18 protein-coding genes and 1 tRNA gene are annotated in these 22,754 nt (G+C 63.5%); 10 read left to right on the forward strand and 9 right to left on the reverse strand.

The window, feature by feature from the left end; translation table 11 throughout:
* Positions 1 to 5: 5 nt before the first annotated feature.
* Positions 6 to 938, reverse strand: a complete 933-nt coding sequence (locus ACX80T_RS12275; RefSeq protein WP_459304564.1) for a diacylglycerol kinase family protein — start codon at positions 936 to 938, stop codon at positions 6 to 8.
* On the reverse strand, positions 935 to 1,522 hold the full coding sequence (locus tag ACX80T_RS12280) for a pentapeptide repeat-containing protein (RefSeq protein WP_459304566.1): 588 nt from the start codon (positions 1,520 to 1,522) through the stop codon (positions 935 to 937). The genes ACX80T_RS12275 and ACX80T_RS12280 overlap by 4 nt, the downstream gene beginning before the upstream one ends.
* Before the next feature lie 202 nt (positions 1,523 to 1,724).
* Between ACX80T_RS12280 and ACX80T_RS12285 the strand changes: the two genes are divergently transcribed.
* The 5 genes from ACX80T_RS12285 (at position 1,725) to ACX80T_RS12305 (ending at position 5,668) form a co-directional block, all read left to right on the forward strand.
* Positions 1,725 to 2,672 carry a J domain-containing protein gene (locus tag ACX80T_RS12285; protein ID WP_459304567.1) on the forward strand — a complete coding sequence of 316 codons (948 nt, stop codon included), beginning with the start codon at positions 1,725 to 1,727 and terminating at the stop codon, positions 2,670 to 2,672.
* Positions 2,673 to 2,681: 9 nt separating this feature from the next.
* On the forward strand, positions 2,682 to 3,149 hold the full coding sequence (locus ACX80T_RS12290) for a tRNA (cytidine(34)-2'-O)-methyltransferase (RefSeq protein WP_116778522.1): 468 nt from the start codon (positions 2,682 to 2,684) through the stop codon (positions 3,147 to 3,149).
* A gap of 24 nt (positions 3,150 to 3,173) precedes the next feature.
* Positions 3,174 to 3,977, forward strand: a complete 804-nt coding sequence (locus ACX80T_RS12295) for a class I SAM-dependent methyltransferase (RefSeq protein WP_116778523.1) — start codon at positions 3,174 to 3,176, stop codon at positions 3,975 to 3,977.
* 247 nt (positions 3,978 to 4,224) lie between these two features.
* The gene (gene sigK, locus ACX80T_RS12300; protein WP_019481696.1) at positions 4,225 to 4,842 is read left to right on the forward strand and encodes an ECF RNA polymerase sigma factor SigK; all 618 of its coding nucleotides are present in this window, start codon (positions 4,225 to 4,227) and stop codon (positions 4,840 to 4,842) included.
* Between the two features lies 1 nt (position 4,843).
* A complete protein-coding gene (locus ACX80T_RS12305; protein WP_459304568.1) occupies positions 4,844 to 5,668 on the forward strand; it encodes an anti-sigma factor in 825 nt (274 codons plus the stop codon).
* Between the two features lie 74 nt (positions 5,669 to 5,742).
* On the opposite strand, the gene ACX80T_RS12310 is transcribed toward ACX80T_RS12305, so the two are convergent.
* The 4 genes from ACX80T_RS12310 to ACX80T_RS12325 all read right to left on the reverse strand — a co-directional run bounded on the left by ACX80T_RS12310 (position 5,743) and on the right by ACX80T_RS12325 (position 9,962).
* Positions 5,743 to 6,501, reverse strand: a complete 759-nt coding sequence (locus ACX80T_RS12310) for a PIG-L deacetylase family protein (protein WP_459304569.1) — start codon at positions 6,499 to 6,501, stop codon at positions 5,743 to 5,745.
* A gap of 5 nt (positions 6,502 to 6,506) precedes the next feature.
* Entirely contained in the window at positions 6,507 to 7,454 is a 948-nt protein-coding gene (locus ACX80T_RS12315) for an electron transfer flavoprotein subunit alpha/FixB family protein (protein WP_459304570.1), read from the reverse strand.
* 45 nt (positions 7,455 to 7,499) lie between these two features.
* Positions 7,500 to 8,327: an electron transfer flavoprotein subunit beta/FixA family protein gene (locus ACX80T_RS12320; RefSeq protein WP_459304571.1), complete on the reverse strand. Its 828-nt coding sequence runs from the start codon at positions 8,325 to 8,327 to the stop codon at positions 7,500 to 7,502.
* A gap of 66 nt (positions 8,328 to 8,393) precedes the next feature.
* A complete protein-coding gene (locus ACX80T_RS12325; RefSeq protein WP_116778526.1) occupies positions 8,394 to 9,962 on the reverse strand; it encodes a S1C family serine protease in 1,569 nt (522 codons plus the stop codon).
* A 315-nt stretch (positions 9,963 to 10,277) separates the two neighbouring features.
* On the opposite strand from ACX80T_RS12325, the gene ACX80T_RS12330 reads away from it, so the two are divergent.
* The 4 genes from ACX80T_RS12330 to ACX80T_RS12345 all read left to right on the forward strand — a co-directional run bounded on the left by ACX80T_RS12330 (position 10,278) and on the right by ACX80T_RS12345 (position 16,121).
* Positions 10,278 to 12,398: a TPM domain-containing protein gene (locus ACX80T_RS12330; RefSeq protein WP_459304572.1), complete on the forward strand. Its 2,121-nt coding sequence runs from the start codon at positions 10,278 to 10,280 to the stop codon at positions 12,396 to 12,398.
* Between the two features lie 75 nt (positions 12,399 to 12,473).
* Positions 12,474 to 13,253 carry a PspA/IM30 family protein gene (locus ACX80T_RS12335; RefSeq protein WP_024475749.1) on the forward strand — a complete coding sequence of 260 codons (780 nt, stop codon included), beginning with the start codon at positions 12,474 to 12,476 and terminating at the stop codon, positions 13,251 to 13,253.
* A gap of 108 nt (positions 13,254 to 13,361) precedes the next feature.
* Complete coding sequence (locus ACX80T_RS12340) at positions 13,362 to 14,747, forward strand: cryptochrome/photolyase family protein (RefSeq protein WP_459304573.1); 1,386 nt, start codon at positions 13,362 to 13,364, stop codon at positions 14,745 to 14,747.
* 174 nt (positions 14,748 to 14,921) lie between these two features.
* On the forward strand, positions 14,922 to 16,121 hold the full coding sequence (locus tag ACX80T_RS12345; protein ID WP_459304574.1) for an IS110 family RNA-guided transposase: 1,200 nt from the start codon (positions 14,922 to 14,924) through the stop codon (positions 16,119 to 16,121).
* Between the two features lie 208 nt (positions 16,122 to 16,329).
* Here the strand turns inward: ACX80T_RS12345 and ACX80T_RS12350 are convergent.
* The 3 genes from ACX80T_RS12350 to ACX80T_RS12360 form a co-directional block, all read right to left on the reverse strand.
* Positions 16,330 to 16,403, reverse strand: a tRNA-Met gene (locus ACX80T_RS12350).
* Between the two features lie 71 nt (positions 16,404 to 16,474).
* Positions 16,475 to 19,498 (reverse strand): UPF0182 family membrane protein, encoded by a 3,024-nt coding sequence (locus ACX80T_RS12355; RefSeq protein ID WP_459304575.1) that lies wholly within the window; start codon positions 19,496 to 19,498, stop codon positions 16,475 to 16,477.
* A gap of 216 nt (positions 19,499 to 19,714) precedes the next feature.
* Positions 19,715 to 20,815 (reverse strand): YlbL family protein, encoded by a 1,101-nt coding sequence (locus ACX80T_RS12360; RefSeq protein ID WP_019481686.1) that lies wholly within the window; start codon positions 20,813 to 20,815, stop codon positions 19,715 to 19,717.
* 303 nt (positions 20,816 to 21,118) lie between these two features.
* Here ACX80T_RS12360 and ACX80T_RS12365 point away from each other — a divergent pair, with 303 nt between their 5' ends.
* Positions 21,119 to 22,552, forward strand: coding sequence for a zinc-dependent metalloprotease (locus ACX80T_RS12365; protein WP_116778702.1), 1,434 nt, complete (start codon positions 21,119 to 21,121; stop codon positions 22,550 to 22,552).
* Positions 22,553 to 22,754 lie beyond the last annotated feature (202 nt).

A 22,754-nucleotide genomic window follows, 5' to 3' on the forward strand; every position in this document is an offset into this window, starting at 1 on the left:
CAATTCTAGCGGTTCCGGCTCGACACTTCACTTTTCACCGGTCGGAGGACTCTGAGCGCCCGGGGAACGACGTCGATCTGGACCGGCGCCGGCCCTACCGGTTCCCCATCGGCGAAGACCGTCAGTCCGGCCACCTCGACACGGACCGAACGGACCTTTTCGATCCGGACCGCCGGGTGAGACACGTGGGTTCCCGCGAAGAGCCGGGGCAGCATCGCGATCAGCCGGAGTCGTGAGACTGCGGAGACCACCAACAGATCCAGGAGCCCATCATCACAGAGCGCGTCGGGCGTAATCTTCATTCCGCCTCCAATGGACCTCCCGTTGGCCACCGAAACCAGCATTGCGGCCGTCGACTCGGCAGACCCATCGATGACCAGCCGGTAGCCGATGGGTCTGAAGACTGCCAACTCACGCAGCACGGCCAGGGTGTACCGGCTCTTTCCCCTGGGCCAGGACCAAGTGTTGGCCCGGGCATTCACAATCGCATCGAATCCTGCTGAGCAGGCCCCAGCGAACCAGAGCACTCCTGCCCCGTCCTGGTCCCTGCTGATGCGCCCGAGGTCCATCCAGTGGGGCGGTCCGGGGAGTGCTTCATGGATGACGAGGGCCGCTGCTTCCGGGTCCCTGAGGGGCAGGCCGAGCGTCCGGGCCACATCATTGCCGGTGCCGGTCGCCACGATGCCCAGTGGGACCGTGGTTCCCGCCAGGACATTGGCTCCCAGCTGCACCATCCCGTCACCGCCCACCACGACCAGCGCGTCCGGCGACCTCTCCGCCACAGCTGAGCTCACCCGGTCAACAAGCGTCGCATAGCTTGGTCCGGCGAGGACAGTGACCTCGTGTCCGAGGGCAATGAGTGAGGTGACTGCCGCGCTTGCCGCCTTCTTCGCGGCCCCCGCCCCGGCCGTAGGGTTGACCGCGACCAGCAGCTTCATCTGATCACGGCCCCCAGGGCCTCGGCAATGGTCATCGCCTGCGCGACGTCGATCACGGCACCGCGGAACTGTACGTTGTCCATCGACAGTTCGCCCAGTTCGCTGCCACGTAGGTCGGTTCCCCGGAGCCGCGCTCCTGCCCATTCAGCATTGGATAATTGGCAATTCCGCAGCGACGCCTTGGTGAGGTTGGCCTCGGTGAAGTCGGCTTCGGTGAGGGACACGCCAGTGAAGTCGGCGGAGGACAGGTCCGCACGCACCAGCGAAACATAGGACCAGTTGCCGCCAGCGACCTTGAGGGGGACCAGCGACGAGTTGACGAAGGAACTGCCGGTCAGCCTGCACCCGGCAAAGGTCGAATCGAAGAAGCTGCAGGATTCGAACCGGCAGCCGTCGAATGCCCCCTCAGTGTGGGTTGAGACATTGAACTTGACGTTGCGGAACACACACTTGCTGAAGTTGGCCCCGCTGGACTGGAGTTCGGTGAAATCGCAATCCACGAATATGGTTCCCGCATAGTCGGCACGGTCGAGCACCTTGCCGTACCAGTCCTCGCCCCTGATCACCTTGTCCCGATTCGTCATTGTCCGATGCTACCGAAGCCGAACCCTTTCGCCCGGTTCGCCGTTGAAGGTACAGCGGGTATTTGGTTGGCAGTCGGGAAACCGTCTACAGTCTTGCCCTGATGAGGCATAGCGTGCCGGCCGCGTCTGCGCCCGGAACTTCAGCACATCGGTTCCACCCGCTCCAGGCCCCCAGCATGCCCGCCGAAGATGAAAGGCCCTCATGGCGACCCCGCCCGACCGGACCTACTACGCCGTCCTGGGATTGTCGCGGAACGCGACCGCCAAACAGGTCAAGGACGCCTACCGCCGGGCCGCACGATCAACCCATCCTGATGCTGGCGGGAGCGCCGAAGAGTTCCATGACGTGGCCGTCGCCTATGAGACCCTCTCGGATCCAGAACGTCGCCGCCGGTATGACCACGGGCTGGGTGGCAGCCCGGCCGCCCATGAACCGACGGCGGCCAGTTCGCCCTCACGGTCAAGTGTTCCCTCTCCTGATCGTGCCGCTGATGACGAAGCTTTCCAACGTCCAGCCGTCTACGAGCCGCCCTTCTCACCAGCGCAGCCTCCGGTGATTCCGCTGACCCTCGCGGGCAGCCAGATCCATGGCACCGCTCGACAGCCCGGATTCTTCAAGCGTCTCGGATCCGGCAGCGGCTCACGGTTCGACGGCGAGCGCCGCACCGCTGCCCTGCTGGAACACCGTTTCCTTCCGGGCTTCCCCGCCGCCCGACTAGTTAACGGTTTGCGGTTCGGCGACGACACCGGAACTGAAGCGGGCCATGCGGTGTTGGCCGGATACCGTCTGGCGGTCGTCGATTCGATGCTCGCTCCACCCGGTAACTATCGCTGGGACGGGCGTGCCCTGCGGCACAACGGCAGAATCGCCGGTGACGTGCGCATTACCGAGTCGGTCCGACGGGTCCAGGATCTCTTTCCCGAGTGCAATGTCCAGGCGTGGCTTGTCCTCCACGGGGGTGAAGGCAACCCCTTCGAGCCGATTGTCGATTACCCGCCAACGCTGGACAAATCTGCACTGACCAGCGTTCATGTGGCGAATCCCGGTACCCTCCTCCGCGAGCTCAAGAAATTTCTGGGCGGCGGGCCGCAGCCCTATGTGGTGCAGCTCCCCGTCCTGGGCCGTTTGCTACAGTACGCCGAGCGCTAGGATTAACGAGTGTTCCGTATCCTGTTCTACACGCCCGAAATCCCCGGCAACACCGGCAACGCCATTCGGCTGGCCGCTGTCACCGGCGCCGAATTGCACCTGGTGGAGCCGCTCGGCTTCAACTTCGATGATGCAAAGCTGCGCCGAGCGGGGCTCGATTACCACGACCTGGCAGTGCTCCAGGTCCACAAGGACCTGGCGAGCGCGTGGGAAGCTCTCACCCCCCAGCGGGTCTTCGCGTTCACTTCCGACGGCGAGGAATCCTATGCGGACATCAGCTACCAGCCAGCAGACGTGTTGCTCTTTGGGCCTGAGTCGGTAGGTCTACCACTGGAGGTCAAGCATGACCCCCAGGTGACGGCCCGGGTCCGGCTACCCATGCTCCCCACCCGTCGTTCACTTAACCTCGCCAACTCGGCGTCTATTGTTCTCTACGAAGCATGGCGCCAGCACAGCTTCGCCGGCGCCGTCGTCTAGCTTTTTCAGCCCTAAGGAGCCACCATGCCACCACGCCATGCCGAGGAAGTGTCCGAGACCGGCGCCGAGGACTTCGAACGCCTGGCACCGCTGCTCTGGAACCCGATGGGAAATGCCGTCGCAGCGGCCGCCGATATCGCCCTCGCTGACCGGGTGCTCGACGTTTACTGTGGCAGCGGTGCCAGCACCATCCCGGCGGCGCAGTCCGCCGGGCCGGAAGGCGTGATCGACGCACTCGACCCATCCCCGGGGCTGCTGGACCTGGCGAAGGCGAAAGCCGAAGCCATGAACCTCGCCACCATCCGGTTTGACACGGCCGATGTCACCGAGCGGCCTGCCGACGGCAGCTATGACGTGGTGCTGTCCTGTTACGGACTGACCCGCTTCGCGGATATGGCGCCTGCCACGGCGCATCTGTCGCGGCTACTGCGTCCCGGCGGACGGATTGCCCTCAGCACCTGGGACGCTGGCGCCCACACGGAGTTCTGGCGCATCCTTCAGGACGCATGCTCCGAGGATCCCTCCCGGGATCCAGCGCTGCTCGAACGGGAGATCGCCAACGTGGCCAGACTGGCCTCGCCCGAGAAACTGGGAGACTGGCTGCTGGCTAACGGGTTTAATACGGTCGGAGTCGATTCGGTAGCCATTGAATTGCCGCTGGATGCCCAGACAGCATGGTCGGTGGTTCAGGGGACCGCCTTCCGTCACCTTCTCCCGGGCGACGAGTCAGCCGTCGAACGGATCCGGGCCAGCTTCCTTGACCGGCTCGGCAGCGGCTTCGTCCTGGCCGCTCAATCCCTGGTTGCTGTTGCGGAGACCGCTGACTAGCAGCTGGGTAAGATCCAGACTCTCCCCACCCCATCCCCGCACCGCCCAGCTCCGAAGTACTAGTGGCAGCAAAACTTGATCCGCCCGTGTCGTGAAGCACCGATACAGGCGGTGAAAGTCCTGTCTACAGAACATCGAAAGGACGGTGATAGGGATGGGTAGGCAGGTGGGAGGCACTGACCAACTGATCCGCGCCGGCGGGTCGCATGTTCTGAATCGCAGACGGGGCGCTTTATGCTTGGAGTATATGGATACGCCACGAGCCAGCAGAACTACTCCGGCCGGTTCACCAGCGGGTGGATTCGCCGTTGAACCCGGTACCGCTGCAACCCTGACTGAGCTGTTGTTGCGAGTCGCAGCCAAGGACCAGCAAGCCTTTGCCGAGTTCTACGCGCAAACTTCCCGACGGGTCTATGGGCTGGCCCGTCGTGTCCTCATTGACCCGGAGCTCAGCGAGGACACCACCCAGGAGGTCTACCTGCAGGTCTGGAACCTCGCGGACCGGTTCCGACCCGAGATGGGGTCACCGATGGCCTGGCTAATGACCCTGACCCATCGCCGGGCTGTGGACAAGGTTCGGTCTGAGCAGAGTTCCACTGACCGCGAAGCACGATACGGCGCCGCGATGCAGGAAATCGATCACGACGACGTCGTCGACACCGTAACCCAGCGCCTCGAGGCGGAGACAGTGGTCAAATGCCTCGACTCACTGACGGAGACCCAACAGGAATCTGTGAAGCTCGCATATTACGGCGGATTGACCTACCGCGAGGTCGCCGAAAAACTTGGCGTGGCCGTACCTACCATCAAATCGAGAATCCGTGACGGATTGCTTCGACTGAAAACCTGTTTGGGGGTGAACTGAGATGCAGAACAACGACATGTTTGATGGATCGATTGACGATCTGGAGAGTGACCTGACCCACGGCCGTGTGCTTGACTGGGCCGAGATGTATGCCCTGAACGCCCTGAGTGATCGGGAGCTTCGGGCTATCGAGGACTACATCTCAGCCGCCGACCCGATCCAGCGGGAAGCCTTTGATGAGCGCGTCCGGGGTGCCCGTGAGACCCTTGCCCGGGCGTACGCGATCGACGACGTCGAACCGCCCCCCGCCTTGTTCGACCGCATCCTGGCTCAGTTGCCGGCCGGTCTCCCCGAGCAGAGCGCTTCCGCGGCGCCCGCCCGGGCCCAGGCGTCGGCGGGCACCTTCGATGAGCTGGCGAACCGACGCGAGGCAAAGCAACGCCGGCCCGTGGGACGCTGGCTGGCCGCAGCCGCAGCAGCAGTGGTCATCACCGTCGGCGGAGTCAGCGTCGCCCAGAACCTCCAGGAAACCTCGGTTGAACAGGAAGTGTTGCAGGCCCAGGATCTCCAGTCCGAAATCTTCACGATTCCGGCGGGAGGCACCGCGGAGCTGAAGCTCTCCCGTGAGGAAGACGCGGCGGTCATCACCCTCAGTGAGGTACCGGCACCTCCCGTGGGGAAGGTCTACCAGATGTGGCGGGTTCCCACGGACGGGACCGACCCGGTCTCCATCAGCACCATGACCGCTGAGGACCTGCAGGAATCGCTGGTCACTACCGTCGAGGGCATTGGTTCGTCGATGGGGTTCGCCATCACCGTCGAGCCCGACGGCGGGTCCGAACGGCCAACCCTTCCGATCGTCGCGGAGATCCCCTTCGAGGCTTGATCGGGCGCGTGAGGTCGGGCGCATTGAAAGGACCTTACCCAGCTGGACCTGGGCCGCCACCGTTATCGGGGTGGCTAGAATCCGGCAATAGTCTGAGCTGAATTGACTGGCACCACATGGAAAACTTCGGCGCTATGCCCGGCTGGGAGGCCGCCGCGTGCGGCGTTGTCCCGGAGTAGCTGACGCACGACGGCGTCCATCCGGTCGGAGTCCGGATGTTGACTGGTGTGGAAGTGAAGGGCGCGCAGCTTGTCGTCCACCGCGTCAGTAACATCGACGAAGTGGTTTTCCAGGTGGGACGGGCCGGCATAGAGCCACAACCAGGGCACCCGGTGGCTTGCCAGCCCGGCAGCTTCCAGTTCCGGGAAGGCAAACGGATTTTCGGCGGCCGGATACACCGCGCGGGTGACCGCTTCGCCGCAGGCCAGATGGTCCGGGTGGCTTTTTTGAATCCGGTCCCAGTTTCGCTCCGGGTGCATTGCCAGCACCACATCAGGACGGACCCGGCGGATCACTGCCACTACCTGCTTGATCACCTCGGTGGAGGCTTCCAGGAACCCATCACGTTCACCCAGATAGTGGATTTCGCGAACTCCCACCTGCTGGGCCGCAGCAAGCTGCTCGGCCCTGCGGGTCCGCACGATTTCACTCTGCCCCTCGGGGTCGAACCCGCCGGCGTCGCCGTCGGTCATAATGCAGTAGTCGACGACGACGCCCGCCCTTGTCCATTGGGCCACGGTTCCGGCTGCACCGAAGTCGATGTCATCGGGGTGCGCCGCGAAGCACAACACCCGCACGATCTGATCGACGGCGGGATCAAAAACTGTCGCCACCGTGGTCAGGACCTACGCTTCAGGATCTCGGCGGTTGCCTGCGGCAGCACCTTGAAAAGGTCACCGACCACACCGAAGTCGGCGATCTCAAACACCGGCGAATCGGCGTCCTTGTTGACCGCGATGATGACCTTGGCGGTTTGCATCCCGGCTTTCTGCTGGATGGCGCCGGAGATGCCAGCCGAGATGTACAACTGCGGCGACACTGTTTTGCCGGTCTGTCCCACCTGGGCGGAGTGTTCGATCCAGCCGGCATCGGTGGCCGCACGGGATGCCCCAACGGCGCCGCCCAGCGCATCGGCGAGTTCCTCGACGGGCGCGAAGTTGCCGTCGACTCCCCGCCCGCCGGCAACGATCACCCGCGCCTCGGTCAGCTCGGGTCGCCCGGTTGCCGGCTTCGCCGTTCGACCGGTGATCCGGGCCGTGTTGGCCGGGCTCACCGACTCAACCGTGACGACGCTGGGGACGCCCCCGTCGCCGACCGGTGCTACCTCGACGGTATTGGCCTTCACCGTAATGAGAGGCGTGCCGGTGGTCACCTTCGCCTCGACCGCGTAGGAGCCGGCCAGCACCGACTTGGTGACGGTGAAATCCTCGCCGATGGCGACCGCATCAGTGATCACCCCCGAGGAAAGCTGAATTCCGGCCCGGGCCGCGATCTCCTTCGCCTCGAAGGTATTCCCCAGCAGGACAGCCGCAGGGGCGACCGACCGCACTACTTCGGCAAGGAAGGCAACCTTCCCGGCGACGAGGGAATCCTCGATGTCGGACGCGGCCGGCTGGTAGACGGACCCGACGCCGCGCGCACCCAATTCCTGAAGGACGGCGTCGTTCAGGTCACCGATGAAGGCGACTGCGGCGTCGCCGAAGGTGGTCGCAAGCGTGAGTAGTTCCCGGTGGCTCTTGTGCAGAACCTCACCCGGGTTATCAATCAAAACGAGAACTGTAGCCATTGAGGTGGCTCCTTTGCGTTGTTCGAGCGCGGGTTCGGGGAGGTGCTACAGCAATTTTTGAGCTGCAAGGAAATCCACCAACCGGATCCCTGCGTCACCTTCGTCACTGATGATCGTTCCCTGGCCACGGGGCGGCCTGGGGTCCGCGACCTGAACCGAAGTCCATGCGCCAGCGAAGCCCACCTCGGCTGGGTCCACACCGATGTCCTGCAACGACAGGGTGCTCAACGGCTTCTTCTTCGCCGCCATGATGCCCTTGAAATTCGGGTACCGCGGCTCATTGATCTGATCGGTGACCGAGACAAGGGCGGGCAGGGTAGCCTCAACCGTCTCCGAGTAGACGTCGCCGTCCCGTCGGGCTGTCAGCGTCCAGGAACCATCCGCTGGCTGCAGCTCAAGAGATGAAGCGAACGTCACCTGCGGCAAATCCAGCCGTTCGGCGAGCTGCGCCGGTACGAGTGAGGTCTCGCCGTCCGTCGATGCCATTCCGGTGATGACCAGGTCTACCGACCCGAGGTGGTTGACGACGGCGGCGAGCGCCCGGGAGGTCCCGGCCGCGTCCGATCCGGCGAGTGCATCATCGCAGAGGTGCACCCCGGCATGAGCGCCGATCTGAAGTGCTTTCTTGACGGCGCTGACCGCAGCGGACGGCCCCATGGTGACCGCGGTGATCCGATGGCCAGCCGCCTCTCCGCCATGGGATTCAACGAGTTGCAGCGCTGCCTCGAGCGCGTACTCGTCCAATTCGGACAGGATGCTCTCATTCCGGTCGGTAGTGCGGTCGTCGCCTCTGATGTGGCGGTCGAACTGCGCGTCCGGCACATGCTTGACCAGGACCACTATGTCCAGGCCTGCGTGCGATGCCTCTTCCATTGCTACCTCTTCTGAAGTTGGGGATCTGCCCAGCCCTAGCTAACCATATCGGGATCCCGGCCTGGGTTAGCCGTCGGCCCGGCCCACTGTCACATCAATGGTCTGCACTTCCCCGTTGCGCTGGAATTCAACGCTCACAGTGTCCCCATCGGCCTGCATCCGCACCGCTGCGGTGAGGTCGCGTGGATCGGTGATTGGGCGCCCAGCCACATTGGTGATGACATCGCCTTCCTGGAACCCTGCTGCCTCAGCGGGCGAGCCCGGTTCGACTCCTGCGACCTCCGCCCCTACCGAGAAGGAGGTTTCCCCGTTGGTGTTCTCGGAAGCCGATGGCGAGACCGAAACGCCGAGGAAACCGTGCGAGGCACTGCCGTTGGCGATGATCTCCTGGGCAACCCGCTCAGCATAATTAATGGGAATGGAGAACCCCACACCGATGTTTCCGGTGCTTTCCCCGGAACCCGACGATGCGATCGCCACGTTGACGCCGATCACACTGCCCTGGCCGTCGACCAGCGCACCACCGGAGTTGCCCTGGTTGATAGCGGCGTCAGTCTGAATGACGTTCAGGTAGATCGACCCCTGCGACTGGTTCTGTGGCATTTCGGTGCCTTCCGGGGGGAGGAAGTTGAAACCATCCCCCTCTTCCTCAGGAACGGCATCGGAAAGCTCCTCCGGTACTGCCGAGGAGGCAACGCTGATCGTCCGGTTCAGCGTGGAAATGATGCCGTCGGTGACGGTTCCGCTGAGTCCGAGGGGCGCCCCGATTGCAATGGCGGTGTCCCCGACATTCAGCTCATCGGAATTCGCCAGGGTAGCGGGTTGCAGATCGGGGGCGTCCACTTTGATCACCGCAAGATCGGACAGCGGATCGGTGCCGACAATCTCCGCGGGGAACACTCGCCCGTCGCTGGTACGAACCTCAACGGCCGCATCGCCCACCTGACCGCCGAGCGTCACCACGTGGGTATTGGTGAGGATGTGCCCGTCGTCGTCGAGCACTATTCCGGACCCTGAACCACCCGAGCCGGCGCCGCTCACAGCGATAGTGACAACGCTGGGGGAAGCCTTGACAGCGGCCCCAGTGACTTCGTTGACGCTTTCGGTGTCATTGACGACCACCGATTGTGACTGACCCGTGGTCGTAGCGGGGACGGTGCCCTGGTCGCCGAGGAGACGATCGGCCCCGGCGACTACCCCGCCGCCGAGCAGGCCGGCGACGAGCACACCGCTGACGAAGGCCGCTGTTCCAAAGCGCTTCTTGTCCCGTCGGTGGGGAAGGGCTGCCGGGGGCAGAGCGGACCCGTAGAAGCCCCCGCTGGAGTAGGAGCCGTCATCGTAAGCGGTCGCCGTGGACTGGTCCGCGGAATACTGGTCGCTGTGAGCTGCCTGGGAATGAGAAACCTGAGACGGTGACGTAGGCGGCTGCACCGGGTGCGGCTGCGTCGAGGGGTGCTGCCCTGCTGACGGGTGCTGCTCTGAGCTGCCGGAGGGTCCCCCATCGGACGATGCGGCTGAGGCAGCGATCTCGCTCCCGTCGTCGGGACGAGAGGAATCCTGCCACCGGTGAAACGGCGGAGTCTGAGGGCGTGGCGGTATGTTGCGCTCGAACCCGTTGTTATTGTCGTCAGTCATCGGAAAGCCTTTCGTCTCGATGCATCGAACTATGCCAAACCAATCTGGATCTTTGGCGCACGTTCGCTGGATGAATACTGTGAGCCAACCGGGCGTCCGTTAGTCCTCATCCATTCTCCCCGGCCAGACTCCGCCGGCAAAGTCCCGGACCAGGTCCTGATTCATTTCGCTAGGGGCAGAGGTCGGTAGGTGGACTGCCTTATCGCGGCACCCTAGACTTCAAAAAGGGCGTGTGACAGCGTTGACGGCATCTACCGCCGACCGTTGGCCCCCACGCGCAGTGAAATTCCGGGGACACTTTTCGAAGGGTATTGAATGCGATCGAGTACCAGGCGCCTTGCGGCACTAGTAGGCGTCACCGCCGGACTGATGCTGCCCCTCACTACACTCCCCGGCGCATTTGCGGTGCCCCCGGTGGACTTCGGTGCAGAAGAGATCATCGATGAGGCAGGAGTGCTCGACGGCGGTGGGCTGGCCGAGCTTGAAGACGCTATTGCCCAGCTCCGGGACGAAGAGGGCTACCGTTTGCGCGTCGCCTACGTCGACTCGTTCACCGACCCGACTGACGCCGACCAGTGGACCGAGGAAACCGCCACCGTCAGCGAACTAGGCGAGTCCGATGTCCTGTTGACCGTGTCCGTCGAGGGACAGGCTAGGTTCGTTGCAAGCAATTCCAGTCCCGTTCGCGCGGACGCACCACAAATTTTCAACTCCTACATTCTGCCTGAACTGGAGGACGGCAACTGGGCAGCAGCCGGTGTTGCTGCAGCCACCGGAGTGTCGGAGTCCTTGTCCGGCGGTTCGGTGTCCGGTGATTCCGATAACAGCCAGTCCAGTGGCAGCGGTCTCGGCGCAGTCCTGCTGGTTGGCGCGCTGGTGGCGTTGGCCGGTATCGGCGGTTTCTTCTTCCTGCGTTCCCGCAGCCAGAAGTCGCTGACCCGCGGACCGTCCCAGACCGAAGACTTCGGGCCCGGACGTGGCCCGGACGGGGAAGTCCTGGACCCGTTGGCAGCTTTCAGCGTGGAAGAACTGCGCAAGAGGGCAGGAAGCCTGTTGATTGCAGCCGATGACGCAATCAAGTCCAGTGAGCAGGAGGTCGGCTTTGCGCAGGCCCAATATGGCGATGCTGCAGTGCAACCCTTCGTCGATGACATCGCTGCGGCGAAGCGGCATATGAGTGAGTCGTTCAAGTTGCAGCAGCAACTGGACGACCATATTCCAGATACCGAAGAGCAGCAGCGCACCTGGCTCGGAGACATCATCCGGCGTTGCGAATCCGTCAACGGTTCGCTGCAGGAGCACAAGGCCGATTTCGACGCCCTGCGCGAGTTGGAGCGCAACGCTCCCGCAGCGCTTGCCGCCGCGCAGGCCTCGGCTGAAGCGGTCAGGACCCGTGTGTCCGACGCGGAGCAGCTCCTGCAGCAGCTGCAGCAGAAGTACGCTGATTCGGCTACCTCCCAGGTGCAGGACAACGTGGATCAGGCCAACGAACGGTTGCAGTTCGTTGGCAGTGCCGCCGACTCGGCGCAGCAGCACCTGAGTGCAGGCGATACCGGGTCTGCAGTGATCGCGGTGCGCGCAGCCGAAGAAAGCGTCCACCAGACCACCGTGCTGCTGGACGCAATTTCCAAACGGGCCACCGAACTTGATGCGGCGAAGGTAGAGCTGGACCGTTCGGTCTCCGACACGGCACAGGATCTGGCCCAGGCACAGGCGATGCTCAGCACCGGTCAGCACCAGGATCTCGCCGGCCCGGTGGCGTCCGCCGAAGCCGCTCTCACCACCGTCCGCAACGAATCCACGGCTGGCCGGGTCGACCCGGTGTCGCTCCTGCAACGCATTGAGGCGGCTCACGCCCAACTCGATGCGGCACTGGGCGGAGTCAAAAACCAGACCGAGCAGGCGCAGCGCGCCCGGGAAGCTTTGCAGCATGCAATCATGGCAGCCCAGTCGCGGATTTCCGGCACCTCCGACTACATCCGTGCCCGACGCGGCGGGGTCGGCAGCGAGGCACGCACCAGGCTCGCCGAAGCGGAGCGGAATCTCGACTACGCGGTACAGATCCAATCCGACGATCCGGTTGCGGCACTGTCGCACGCGCAGCAAGCCACCGCGCTAGCTGAACAGGCAGCACAGATCGCTCAACAGGACGTCGATGGCTTTGGCGGCGGCATGGGAGGCTTTGGTGGCGGCGGCATGTTCGGCGGCGGCCGCAATCAGGGTGGCGGAATGGGCGGCGCACTCCTGGGCGGCATTCTCCTCGGCGGTATCCTCAATGGCGGCGGCGGAGGCGGCGGACTTTTCGGTGGCGGCGGAGACAGCGGCGGCGGATTCGGAGGCGGCGGCGGCGACATGTTCGGTGGCGGCGGATTCGGCGGCTTCGGCGGTGGCGGCGGCGGATTCGGCGGCTTCGGCGGTGGCGGCGGCGACTTCTAGCCCGCAAAACTCATAATCCTCACCCCGTAGGGGTGAATATTTACCCAGAACAGACGCTAAGCGAAAGGCAACCCCATGGTAAAACAGTCAATTTTCGGACGTATTGCCCAGCTGGCCAAGGCGAACATCAACTCTCTCCTCGACCAGGCCGAAGATCCCCAGAAGATGCTGGACCAGATGGTCCGCGACTACACCAACAGCATCGCCGAAGCGGAAAGCGCCGTGGCTCAGACCATCGGCAATCTGCGGATGTTGCAGGAAGATTATAAGGAAGATCTTGATAACGCCCGTAATTGGGGCAACAAGGCCCTCGCCGCGTCGAAGAAGGCCGACGAATACCGCAACGCCGGTGACACTGTCGATGCCGAGAAGTTCGACAATCTCGCGAAGGTCGCAATCCAGCGTCAGATGACCGCCGAGAATGAAGCCCGTGGCGCCGAGCCCACCATCGGCTCGCAGGAAGAGATTGTTGAGAAGCTGAAGACCGGCCTCAACCAGATGAAGGGCAAGCTCAACGAACTGACCAGCAAGCGGGACGAGCTGATTGCCCGGTCCCGGACCGCTCAAGCCCAGCAGCAGGTTCACGACGCGGTCAAGAGCATCGACTTCATGGATCCCACCAGCGAAGTCGGCCGCTTCGAAGAGAAGATCCGGCGCGAAGAGGCGAGGGTTCTTGGCCAGGCCGAACTGGCGAACTCAAGCCTGGACTCCCAGTTCGAAAGCCTCGAAGACCTCGGCGAGCAGACCGAGGTCGAAGCCCGGCTGGCTGCTCTCAAATCCGGCGGTTCCTCCGGGCGGACTCCGTCCGCCATCGGCCAGGGTAGCGACACGGACGAGTACCAGCCTGGCCAGTAACACCCAGTAGTGCATCCGGCCGGCGTCACCCACCCAGGGGGCGCCGGCCTTCTGCTGCCCGGGCAGACAAGCTCAGCAAAGCGGGGCGCTGCAGGTAGATTAGCGTGCATGGCACCAACTATCGTATGGCTCCGCGACGACCTCCGGCTTGGCGACAATCCAGCCCTCTCTGCAGCGCTCGACATCGACGCAGACGACCTCATTATTTGCTATGTGCTTGATGAGGAAAGCCCAGGAATTCGACCCCTGGGCGGGGCGACCCGGTGGTGGCTGCACCATTCCCTGACCAACCTGTCCCATGCCGTTGAGGATCTCGGCGGCCAACTGGTCCTGCGGTCGGGCCCGGCCGGAGCAGTGATCCGCGGGCTGGTCGCTGAATCCGGAGCGGAACGCGTGCTGTGGAACCGGCGCTACGCCCAACCCGAGCGGACGATCGATGCTGACCTGAAATCATGGTGCGGGGACACCGGAATCGAAGCAGCCAGCTACCAGGCGAATCTGCTCTTCGAGCCATGGCAGGTCACGACGGGCGCTGGCGGCCCCTATAAGGTGTTCACGCCGTTCTGGCGGGCCTGCAAGAACCAACCGGAGCCGCGGGCACCCCTGGCGCCACCCAAACGGCTGGCGGGGCCAACGCTGCCGTCTGAGGAGCTCGCCTCCTGGCAGCTGCTGCCGACCACGCCCGATTGGTCGGGGGGCCTGCAGCAGCAGTGGCACCCCGGGGAAGCAGGTGCCTGGGAACGGCTGGACGATTTCCTTGATGGCCCAGTCGAGGGTTACGCAGCGAACCGTGACCTTCCGGCGGTGGAAGGCACCAGCCGAATCTCACCGCACCTCAGATTCGGCGAGCTCAGCCCCTTCCAGGTTTGGCATGCGGCCAAGGCATCGACCAACTCATCGGCTGCCCGGGACATCCAGGTTTTCGGCTCCGAAGTCGGCTGGCGGGAATTCTGCTGGCAGCTGCTCTTCCACAACCCCGATCTGGCCACCCAGAACTACCGACGGGACTTCGACGGTTTTGCCTGGCAGACGCCTACCCAGAGCGAACTCGGAGCCTGGCAGCAAGGCCGCACCGGTTATCCAATGATCGACGCCGGGATGCGGCAGCTTTGGGACACCGGGTGGATGCACAACCGGGTACGGATGGCTACCGCCTCCTTCCTCATCAAGAACCTCATGGTGGACTGGCGGGTTGGCGAACAATGGTTTTGGGACACGCTGGTCGACGCTGACTCCGCGAGCAACCCCGCCAACTGGCAGTGGGTCGCTGGATCCGGGGCTGACGCCTCGCCCTATTTCCGAATTTTCAACCCGGTGACGCAAAGCAAGAAGTTCGACAAAGAGGGGATCTACCTCAAACGCTTTGTCCCGGAACTCAGGGACGCCGGAAACATTCACGAACCGTGGAAGGACGCTGACGCCCCAGCGGGGTACCCCTGTTACATTTATTGGAGTCCTCGAAGGTCGGGGACTTGGTCGCTGGGCCTGGTATGACTTTCTGCCCCTGTCATTGATGATCCGGGGGGTGCTGTCGCCAGGTTCGGAGGCGCTTGTTGACTGCTGATAGGGACGCGGCCGGACCCGTTTGGGTTCAGGTCTCTTCGTAACGTGGGTGCCAGGAACAGGTGTCATGACTGCGGCCATCTAGTGGTGCAAAGGAGCGCCATCATGACCGAACAATTTGATGTGTATTGCGGGCTCGATGTCGGCAAGTCCGAACATCACGCCACAGCTCTCACCCCGGCCGGAGAACGGCTCATTGATAAGCCATTGCCGCAGGACGAGACACGACTCCGAGAACTGTTCACTGCTCTTGGCCAGCATGGCCGGGTATTGATGATCGTGGACCAGCCCAACACCATCGGGGCGCTGCCGGTCGCGGTAGCCCGGGATTGCGGATGCGAGGTGGCGTACCTGCCGGGCCTGGCCATGCGGAAAGCCGCGGACCTCTACCCGGGACGGTCGAAGACCGATGCCCGGGATGCGTTCATCATCGCTGACACGGCACGGACCATGCCCCACACGTTGCGGGCGGTAGACCGAGACAGTGAAGTGCTCGCCGCGTTGAAAGTCCTCTCCGGTTTCGACACGGACCTGACCCATGAATGCACCAGGTCGATCAACCGGCTCCGGTCGTTGCTGCTGCAGATCTTTCCGTCCCTGGAGCGGGTCTTCGTCGGCACGATCCTCACCCGCACCCTCGTGCTCGACCTCTTGATCAAATACGCCGGACCGACCGGTCTGCGCGCGGCCGGGCGCGGCAACGTGCTGCGCTGGGCGAGGAACCACAGCCGCAAAGACCCCACCAAACTCATTAATGAAATCTTCGCCGCCCTCGAGGAACAGACGGTTACCGTGATCGGCACCGACGCGGTGGAACTGGTCATCCCGCGGGTCGCTGCGCAGATCAAAGAGCTCAAACACCAGCGGGCCATCGTCGCCGCTGAGGTCGAGAAACTCCTGGACGACTTCCCTCTTTCCATCGTCTTGATGTCCATGCCAGGAGTCGGCATCAAGACGGCAGCGACGATACTCCTGACCATCGGCGATGCCAGCACCTTCACCACGGCCGGCCACTTAGCCGCCTACGCGGGCATCGCGCCCGTCACCCGCCGATCCGGAACCTCGATCCGTGGCGAGTTTCCCGCACGCTCCGGGAACAAACAACTCAAGAATGCGCTTTTCAGATCCGCCTGGATCGCCAGTTGTCATGACCCGCTATCGAAGGCCTACTACGAGAAGAAACGCGGTCAGGGCAAGAAGCACAACGCCGCCATCATCTGCCTCGCGCGCCGCCGCTGCGACGTCATCTACGCCATGCTCAAAACCAAAACACTCTACGAGACCAAAACCCCGAAAGCCGCTTGACCAAAAACATAGGGACACCCCCCGTGGTGGACCTGGCAGAAACCCGCGAACGGGCACTGTCCGCCTATCAGGACCTGCGCGGCACCTAGGAACCCCGCAGCGGGCAGGGATGGCGTTCAAACCGCGACCCTACCCGCTGCTTCCCGGCCTTGAGCACAAAAAAAGATCCCGGTCAGTGTGTCTAACACTGACCGGGATCTTTCTCTCGTTGCGGGGACAGGATTTGAACCTGTGACCTCTGGGTTATGAGCCCAGCGAGCTACCGAACTGCTCCACCCCGCGGCGTAGACTCAACGTTACGGCCCCGGGGTGGATAGTGCAAATCGGCGGGATTTGGGAGGCTAGTTGCCGCCCTACTCCCCTGCTGGTGCGGTCCCTGACTGACGTTCCTCGGCGTCAAGCGCCCGGGCCAGAGCGTCGCTCAGTCGATCCTGAGCTTCGCCATAGGCTGCAAAGTCGCCGTCAGCGAGGGCGTCCTGGCCGTCCTGGATGGCCGTGTTGGCATCCTCCAGGGCCGCCCGAAGATCGGCTGACGGGTCGTCGGTGCCCCCAGTGACGGGCTCAGTCGGCTCGGGGGCGGGCTCGCCGTCGGCGGGATCACCTTCTGCGGGAGGCGCAGCAGGGTCTGCCGGGGTCTCACCCACATTCTCGGTATCACCTGTCACGGCTCCCGAGTCACCACCGAACACCTGATCGAGGGCCTCGTCCAGGGTTGGCGCGAAGCCAACCTCCTCACCGAAGCTCACCAGTACGCGCCGGAGAACCGGGAAGGATGAATCACCCGAGGACTGGACATACACCGGCTGGACGTACGCGACGCCGCCACCGATTGGCAGCGTCAGCAGGTTCCCGCTGATCACCTCAGAGGCACCCTGTCGCAGCAGGTTGAGCTCCTGCGACACTGTGGTGTCCGAGTTGAACAGGTTGGCTGCCTGACCTGGTCCGACGGCTGAGTCACGGCCGGAAGAGTCAAGCAGTCTCAGGGTGCCATAGGTATCGGATTTCACGCCGTCCTCGCCGGTGCCGGCGTCGCCGTCTGCAGCGAGGAAGCCGTACAGCACATTTCGTGCTTCCTGGCCCGCCGGGACGAAGGGGATGAATGGAGTGGTCAGCGAGAAGCTGGCCCCCTCCTGTTCCGGCATCTGCAGTGTTAGGTAGTAGGGCGGCTGTGGAACGCTGATGTCGTCGCCCTCGAGGGTGGGATCGTTCGGGACGCTCCAGGCCTCGTTGTTGCTGTAGAACGGCTCGGTCTCGGTCACATGGTACCGGGCGAGCAATTCACGCTGCACCTTGAACAGATCCTCCGGGTAGCGGACGTGGGACATCAAATCAGCTGACATCTCGCTATAGGGCTGCAGCGAGGAGGGGTAGATGTTCTGCCACGCCCTGAGAATGGGGTCTTCCTCGTCCCAGGCGTACAGGTCCACCGATCCGTCGTAGGCGTCAACCGTCGCCTTGACGGCGTTCCTGATGTAGTTGACCCGCTCCGGTGGGAGCGCCGTGGCGAGACCCTCGGCGGTCAGCGAGTCCTGGGTCGCGGACTGGAGTTCCTGCTGCGTCGAGTAGGGGTAATCCGAGGTCGTCGTGTACCCGTCGATGATCCACTTGACCCGACCATCGACGATCGCTGGATAACTGTTGCCATCGAGCGTCAGGTACGGGGCGACCTTCTCGACCCGTTCGACCGGGTCCCGGTCGTAGAAGATCTGGGATTCGCTGTTGACCTGATCCGAGAGCAGAAGATCAGTTGACTGGAACTTCAGCGCGTAGACCAATCGATTGAAGATGTTTCCCACATTGGGTCCGCCGCTGCCTTGGAAGGTACTGCGAGACTGCTGATCGGATTCTTCGCTCTGGGGACGGTCGATCTCAATCGGGTTCGCGCCTTCAGGAGCTCCAACCACCGAGTACAGCGGTGACTCCTCGCCGAAGTAGATCCGCGGCTCGTAGGTGGACTCGTCACCGAGCGCACCGGTTGAGGGGATGCCGGACTGGATGAACGTGGGGCGGCCATCCGGTTCGGTGGTCGAACCGGCCGCGGCGACGATGCCGTAACCGTGGGTATAGAGCACATGCTCGTTGATCCAGCCGTCCGGCACACCGGCGGTGTTCAGCTCACGGACAGCGATCACCGTGTCCTCGATCTCACCGTCGATCTCGTACCGGTCTACGTTGAGCGTCTGGGGGAACTGGTAGTACTGACGGAACTGCTGCAGCTGGCTGAACGCGTCGCTGACCAGGTTCGGGTCGAGCAACCGGATGTTCGCGGTGGTCTCGCCATCCGCGTTGAGAGCGCCCGCTTCCGGTGTCTCTACCGGGTTATAGTCGATGGTCTCCACCTCGTCGAGACCGTAGGCCGCGCGGGTCAGATCGATGTTGCGTTCAATGAACGGTTCCTCGCGGCTGAACTCGGACGGCACCACCTGGAAACGCTGAATGACCCACGGGTACACTCCACCAGCGAGAATCGCCACGATGACGAGCATTGCGGTACCGATGATCGGCAACCGCCACCGTCCGATGACTGCTGACACGATGAACAGAACAGCGACAATAATGGCCGCCGCGGCAAGGATCGCCTTGGTGGGGATTACCGCGTTGACGTCCGTGTACAGGGCCCCATCCCAGTTCCCTCCGGTGCCGGTCAGGGTGGCATACCGGTCCAGCCAGTAGTTCACGCCCTGAAGAAGCAGGAACAGGGCAGCCAGCACAGCGACGTGAATCCTGGCGGCCTTGGAAGTGAAGAGTCCCTTTTCCTCAAGGCGGATTCCGCCGTACAGGTAATGGGTGAGGACACCCGCGATGGCGCTGATGATGACCACGCTGATCAGGAAGCCGACCACGAAGGTCAGGAACGGCAAAGTGAAGACGTAGAAGGCAATATCCAGACCAAACTGCGGGTCCTGCTCACCAAACGGTTCCTGGTTGAAGAACAGCAGGACTGGCTGCCACTGGGAGGCGGCCGCCGTTCCGGCGAATGCGGCCAGCACCACGGGGATGCCGAGCATCAGAAGGCGACGGATCGGTTCAAGTTGCGCCTGATACCGGTTCAGGTTGTCCTGGACAGCACTGTCGGGCGCGTAAATTGGGCGGGACCGGTAGGCCACCCGAAGGCTGAAGTACACGCTGGCGCCCATGATCAGGAAGGCAGCCGCGAACAGTCCGATTCGTGAAAGGTTTTCGGTGACGAAGACCTCCACAAAGCCGAGCTGGTTGTACCACAGGACGTCAGCGTAGACCTGTGAGACGTATACGAAGGCGATGACCAGAACGGCCAGCACCACCAACGTCGGGATCAGCGGGCTGCGTCTTTTCGCGCTACTGGAATTGGTTTGGCTCGGCCTGCTGCCGAACGGCCGGTCTGGTCCGGAAGTCACATTTACCTCATCGTTGGATCCGTTGGATCACGGAAACCGCTCTCGAACCGCCAAAATCAGCGGCACGACGGACTGGTTCCATGAATCTCCATTCTGCCTTGAACACGTCCGGGCCACCCAATTTCGTTCCGATCCGGGCGGCCTGACACCAGATCGAAATGAAACTGTGTCCAAATCACCACCCACCACTGCCGGGAAGCCGGTCGACTGGCCGACCTACCCGGCTTCGCAGGTGGGGAGGGCCGAACCGTCCTCGCCCGCTCCCAGCGTGCGGACAGCTTCCGCCGCGTCGTCGAGTGTCTCCACCCGCACCACCTGCAAGCCGTCCGGCACATAGCCCACCACTTCATTGCAGTTCGCGGCTGGGGCCAGGAACACTTCAGCTCCTGCTTGCCGTGCACCGGCTAGTTTCTGGCGAATTCCTCCGATCGGCCCCACCTGACCCGCAGAGTCGATGGTGCCCGTCCCCGCGAAGTGTTTACCGCCGGTGAGTTCGCCCTCGGTGAGCAGGTCAACAATGCCCAGGGCAAACATCGATCCCGCCGAGGGGCCGCCGACGTTGTCGAGCGCAATAGTGATATCAAAAGGGAAGGTGAAGTTGGCGACCAGACCCACGCCGAGCTGGAAATCGCCCCCCTCGGATTCTTTGGGGGTCACCGCCTCGGTGACCTCCCCGCCGTCGCGCAGTAGCCCAAGGTCGACTGAGTCGCCGTTCGCGGCGTTCAGGGACTCCCGAAGGACTCCGATGTTCGTGATGTCAGTGCCGTCCACCGAGGTGATGACGTCGCCCTCTTCCAGAATGCCGGTAGCTGCCGCATCCTCGATCAGGCCCGCAACCGAGAGTTCCTCGTCGAAGTCGATATCGAGGTGACCGAGCGCAGCAGCGATAGCCGATTCCTGCGATGAGGTCATGGCGACGGCGTTCTGCTCCTGGATGTCTTCCTGGGTGGCGTCCGGCGGATACCGGAGTTCGCGTGGCACCACCGATTCGGTGGGATTCAGCCAGGCTCTGAACACTTCGAAGATGCCAAGCTGGGTCCCCGGCCCACCCGTCACATACACGGTGGTGAGGTCGAGGTCGCCGGAGGTGGGGTAGGTCTGGCGGCCCTCTACTTCGATCAGCGGCTGGGAGTCGATTTCCCCGATCGTGTTGAACGTTGGCCCAGGCGACTCGACCACATAGGGCGCCGGCAGCAGGACGGCGGCGCCGCCCAGGAGCAGTGCGAGGAACCCGGACACTGCCATCACAGTGAACCGGGGATCCCGTTTGGCCCTGGTGGGCGGCACTGGCGGGTCGTTGTAGGTGGGCTGGGTCAACAGGAAACCTTCTCTTCGTCAGACACTGCGCATGCCCTGGTGGTCCTTCATACTGCTCTGCCGCGGCCGAACCGCGCATCATCGAGCTTCTTTAGCGTACTTCCTGGGCGCGAGTCCAGCACCCACCGACCGACCGCCTCCACTTTGCCCTCAGCGAACGGTTCAGCGCGTTCGGGACAACCCCGCGACACGGCGGGTAACGTGGAAGAACCGACACGATGTTCGACGACTGTGGCTAGAGCCCACAACCAGCAGTAGACGAGCAGCCCATCCCAGCAGCCAATTCCAGGACCGGTGGTAGCAGTGACCTCCAACCCGTCAGATCCGTCCAACGACGACGGCGACACCCCCAAGGATCCCCTCTCCGAGATGCTGGCCCGTCTGATGGGCGGCAATGCGCAGGGTATGGATCCGCAGGAGCTCGCCAAAGCCGCTGGTCTGCCGTCCGATCCGCAGGCCATGGCGATGATGATGCAGCAGGTTCAGGCAATGTTCGCGGCACAAAGCGATGGGCCGGTGAATTGGCAGCTCGCCCACGACCACGCGCGCCGCGTCGCGGCAGCCGATGGGGACCCCTCGGTCACCCCTCAGCAGCGCCGCGACGTCGATGAGGCGCTGAGGCTTGCAGAGATGTGGCTCGACCCTGTCACCGATTTCCCCTCCACCAACACCCTTGGCCGCGCGTGGTCCCACGCGGAATGGGTCGAGGCCACCATGGACACCTGGAAACGCCTCACGGAACCGGTGGCGGTGAGCATCGCCAAGGCGCTGTCCGACGCCATTTCCGGACAACTGCCGGAGGAGATGAAGACCATGATGGGCGGCGCCTCCTCGATGCTGCAGAATCTTGGTGGGGCGATGTTCGGGATGCAACTCGGCCAGGCCGTGGGTGCCCTGTCCAAGGATGTTGTAAGTTCCACCGACATTGGGGTCCCCCTCGCAGAGGGCCAGATGGCCCTGTTGCCAGTGAATGTCGCGGCCTTCGGCGAGGGTCTGGATATTCCCGAGCAGGAAGTCAGGCTGTTCCTCGCCGTCCGTGAAGCCGCCCACACCCGGTTGTTTACCCAGGTGCCCTGGCTTTCAGGGCACCTTCTCGGTGCAGTTGAGAGCTATGCCCGGGGCATTCACATCGACATGTCAAAGATCGAGGAAGTGGCACGGGACATCGACCCGTCCAATCCCGAGTCCATGCAGGCTGCCCTTTCCGAGGGTGTCTTCATGCCGGAACGTACCCCGCAGCAGGACGCTGCGCTGGTGCGGCTCGAGACTGCCCTGGCCCTGGTGGAGGGGTGGGTCGATGAACTGACCGCCGCTGCCACCGCGAATCTGCCGTCGTCTGCGGCGCTGCGGGAAATGGTCCGCCGCCGGCGCGCCACCGGCGGGCCGGCCGAACATGCGTTCGCTTCCCTGGTGGGCCTTGAATTGCGTCCACGACGGCTACGCGACGCTGCCACGCTCTGGGCCCATCTCACCGCCGAACGGGGCATCGAAGGCCGCGATGCGGTGTGGGAACACCCCGATCTGCTACCGACCGCCGAGGATCTCGACGACCCTCAGGGGTTCAGCCAGCGTCGACAGCTCGCCGAGTCCTCGGATTCCGAGGTGGACGCTGCCCTGCAGCGGCTATTGGACGGCGGCTTCGACGAAACTGAGGAGACCCCGTCACCAGACGAGTCGCCCGAGTCCGGGGATCAGCCAACCAACGGCGAAGATTCCCCGGAGGGCGGCAAGCCCTAGTACCTGAGCAGGGCACAGCTCAGCTGGCCACCCAGTTCGGCCGGACCGGCGTCGGGGTCAGCCGTCCTGCTTCGGCCCCAGGATGTTCGGGGACAAGGCGACGGGGATTCGATCGGGGTCTTCCGTCGTGCCATCGACGCAGGAATCAACCTCATCGACACCGCCAGCATTTACGCCTCCCGGGGTCACCAGTGGGATGATC

Source organism: Arthrobacter sp. Sr33 (assembly GCF_054511195.1).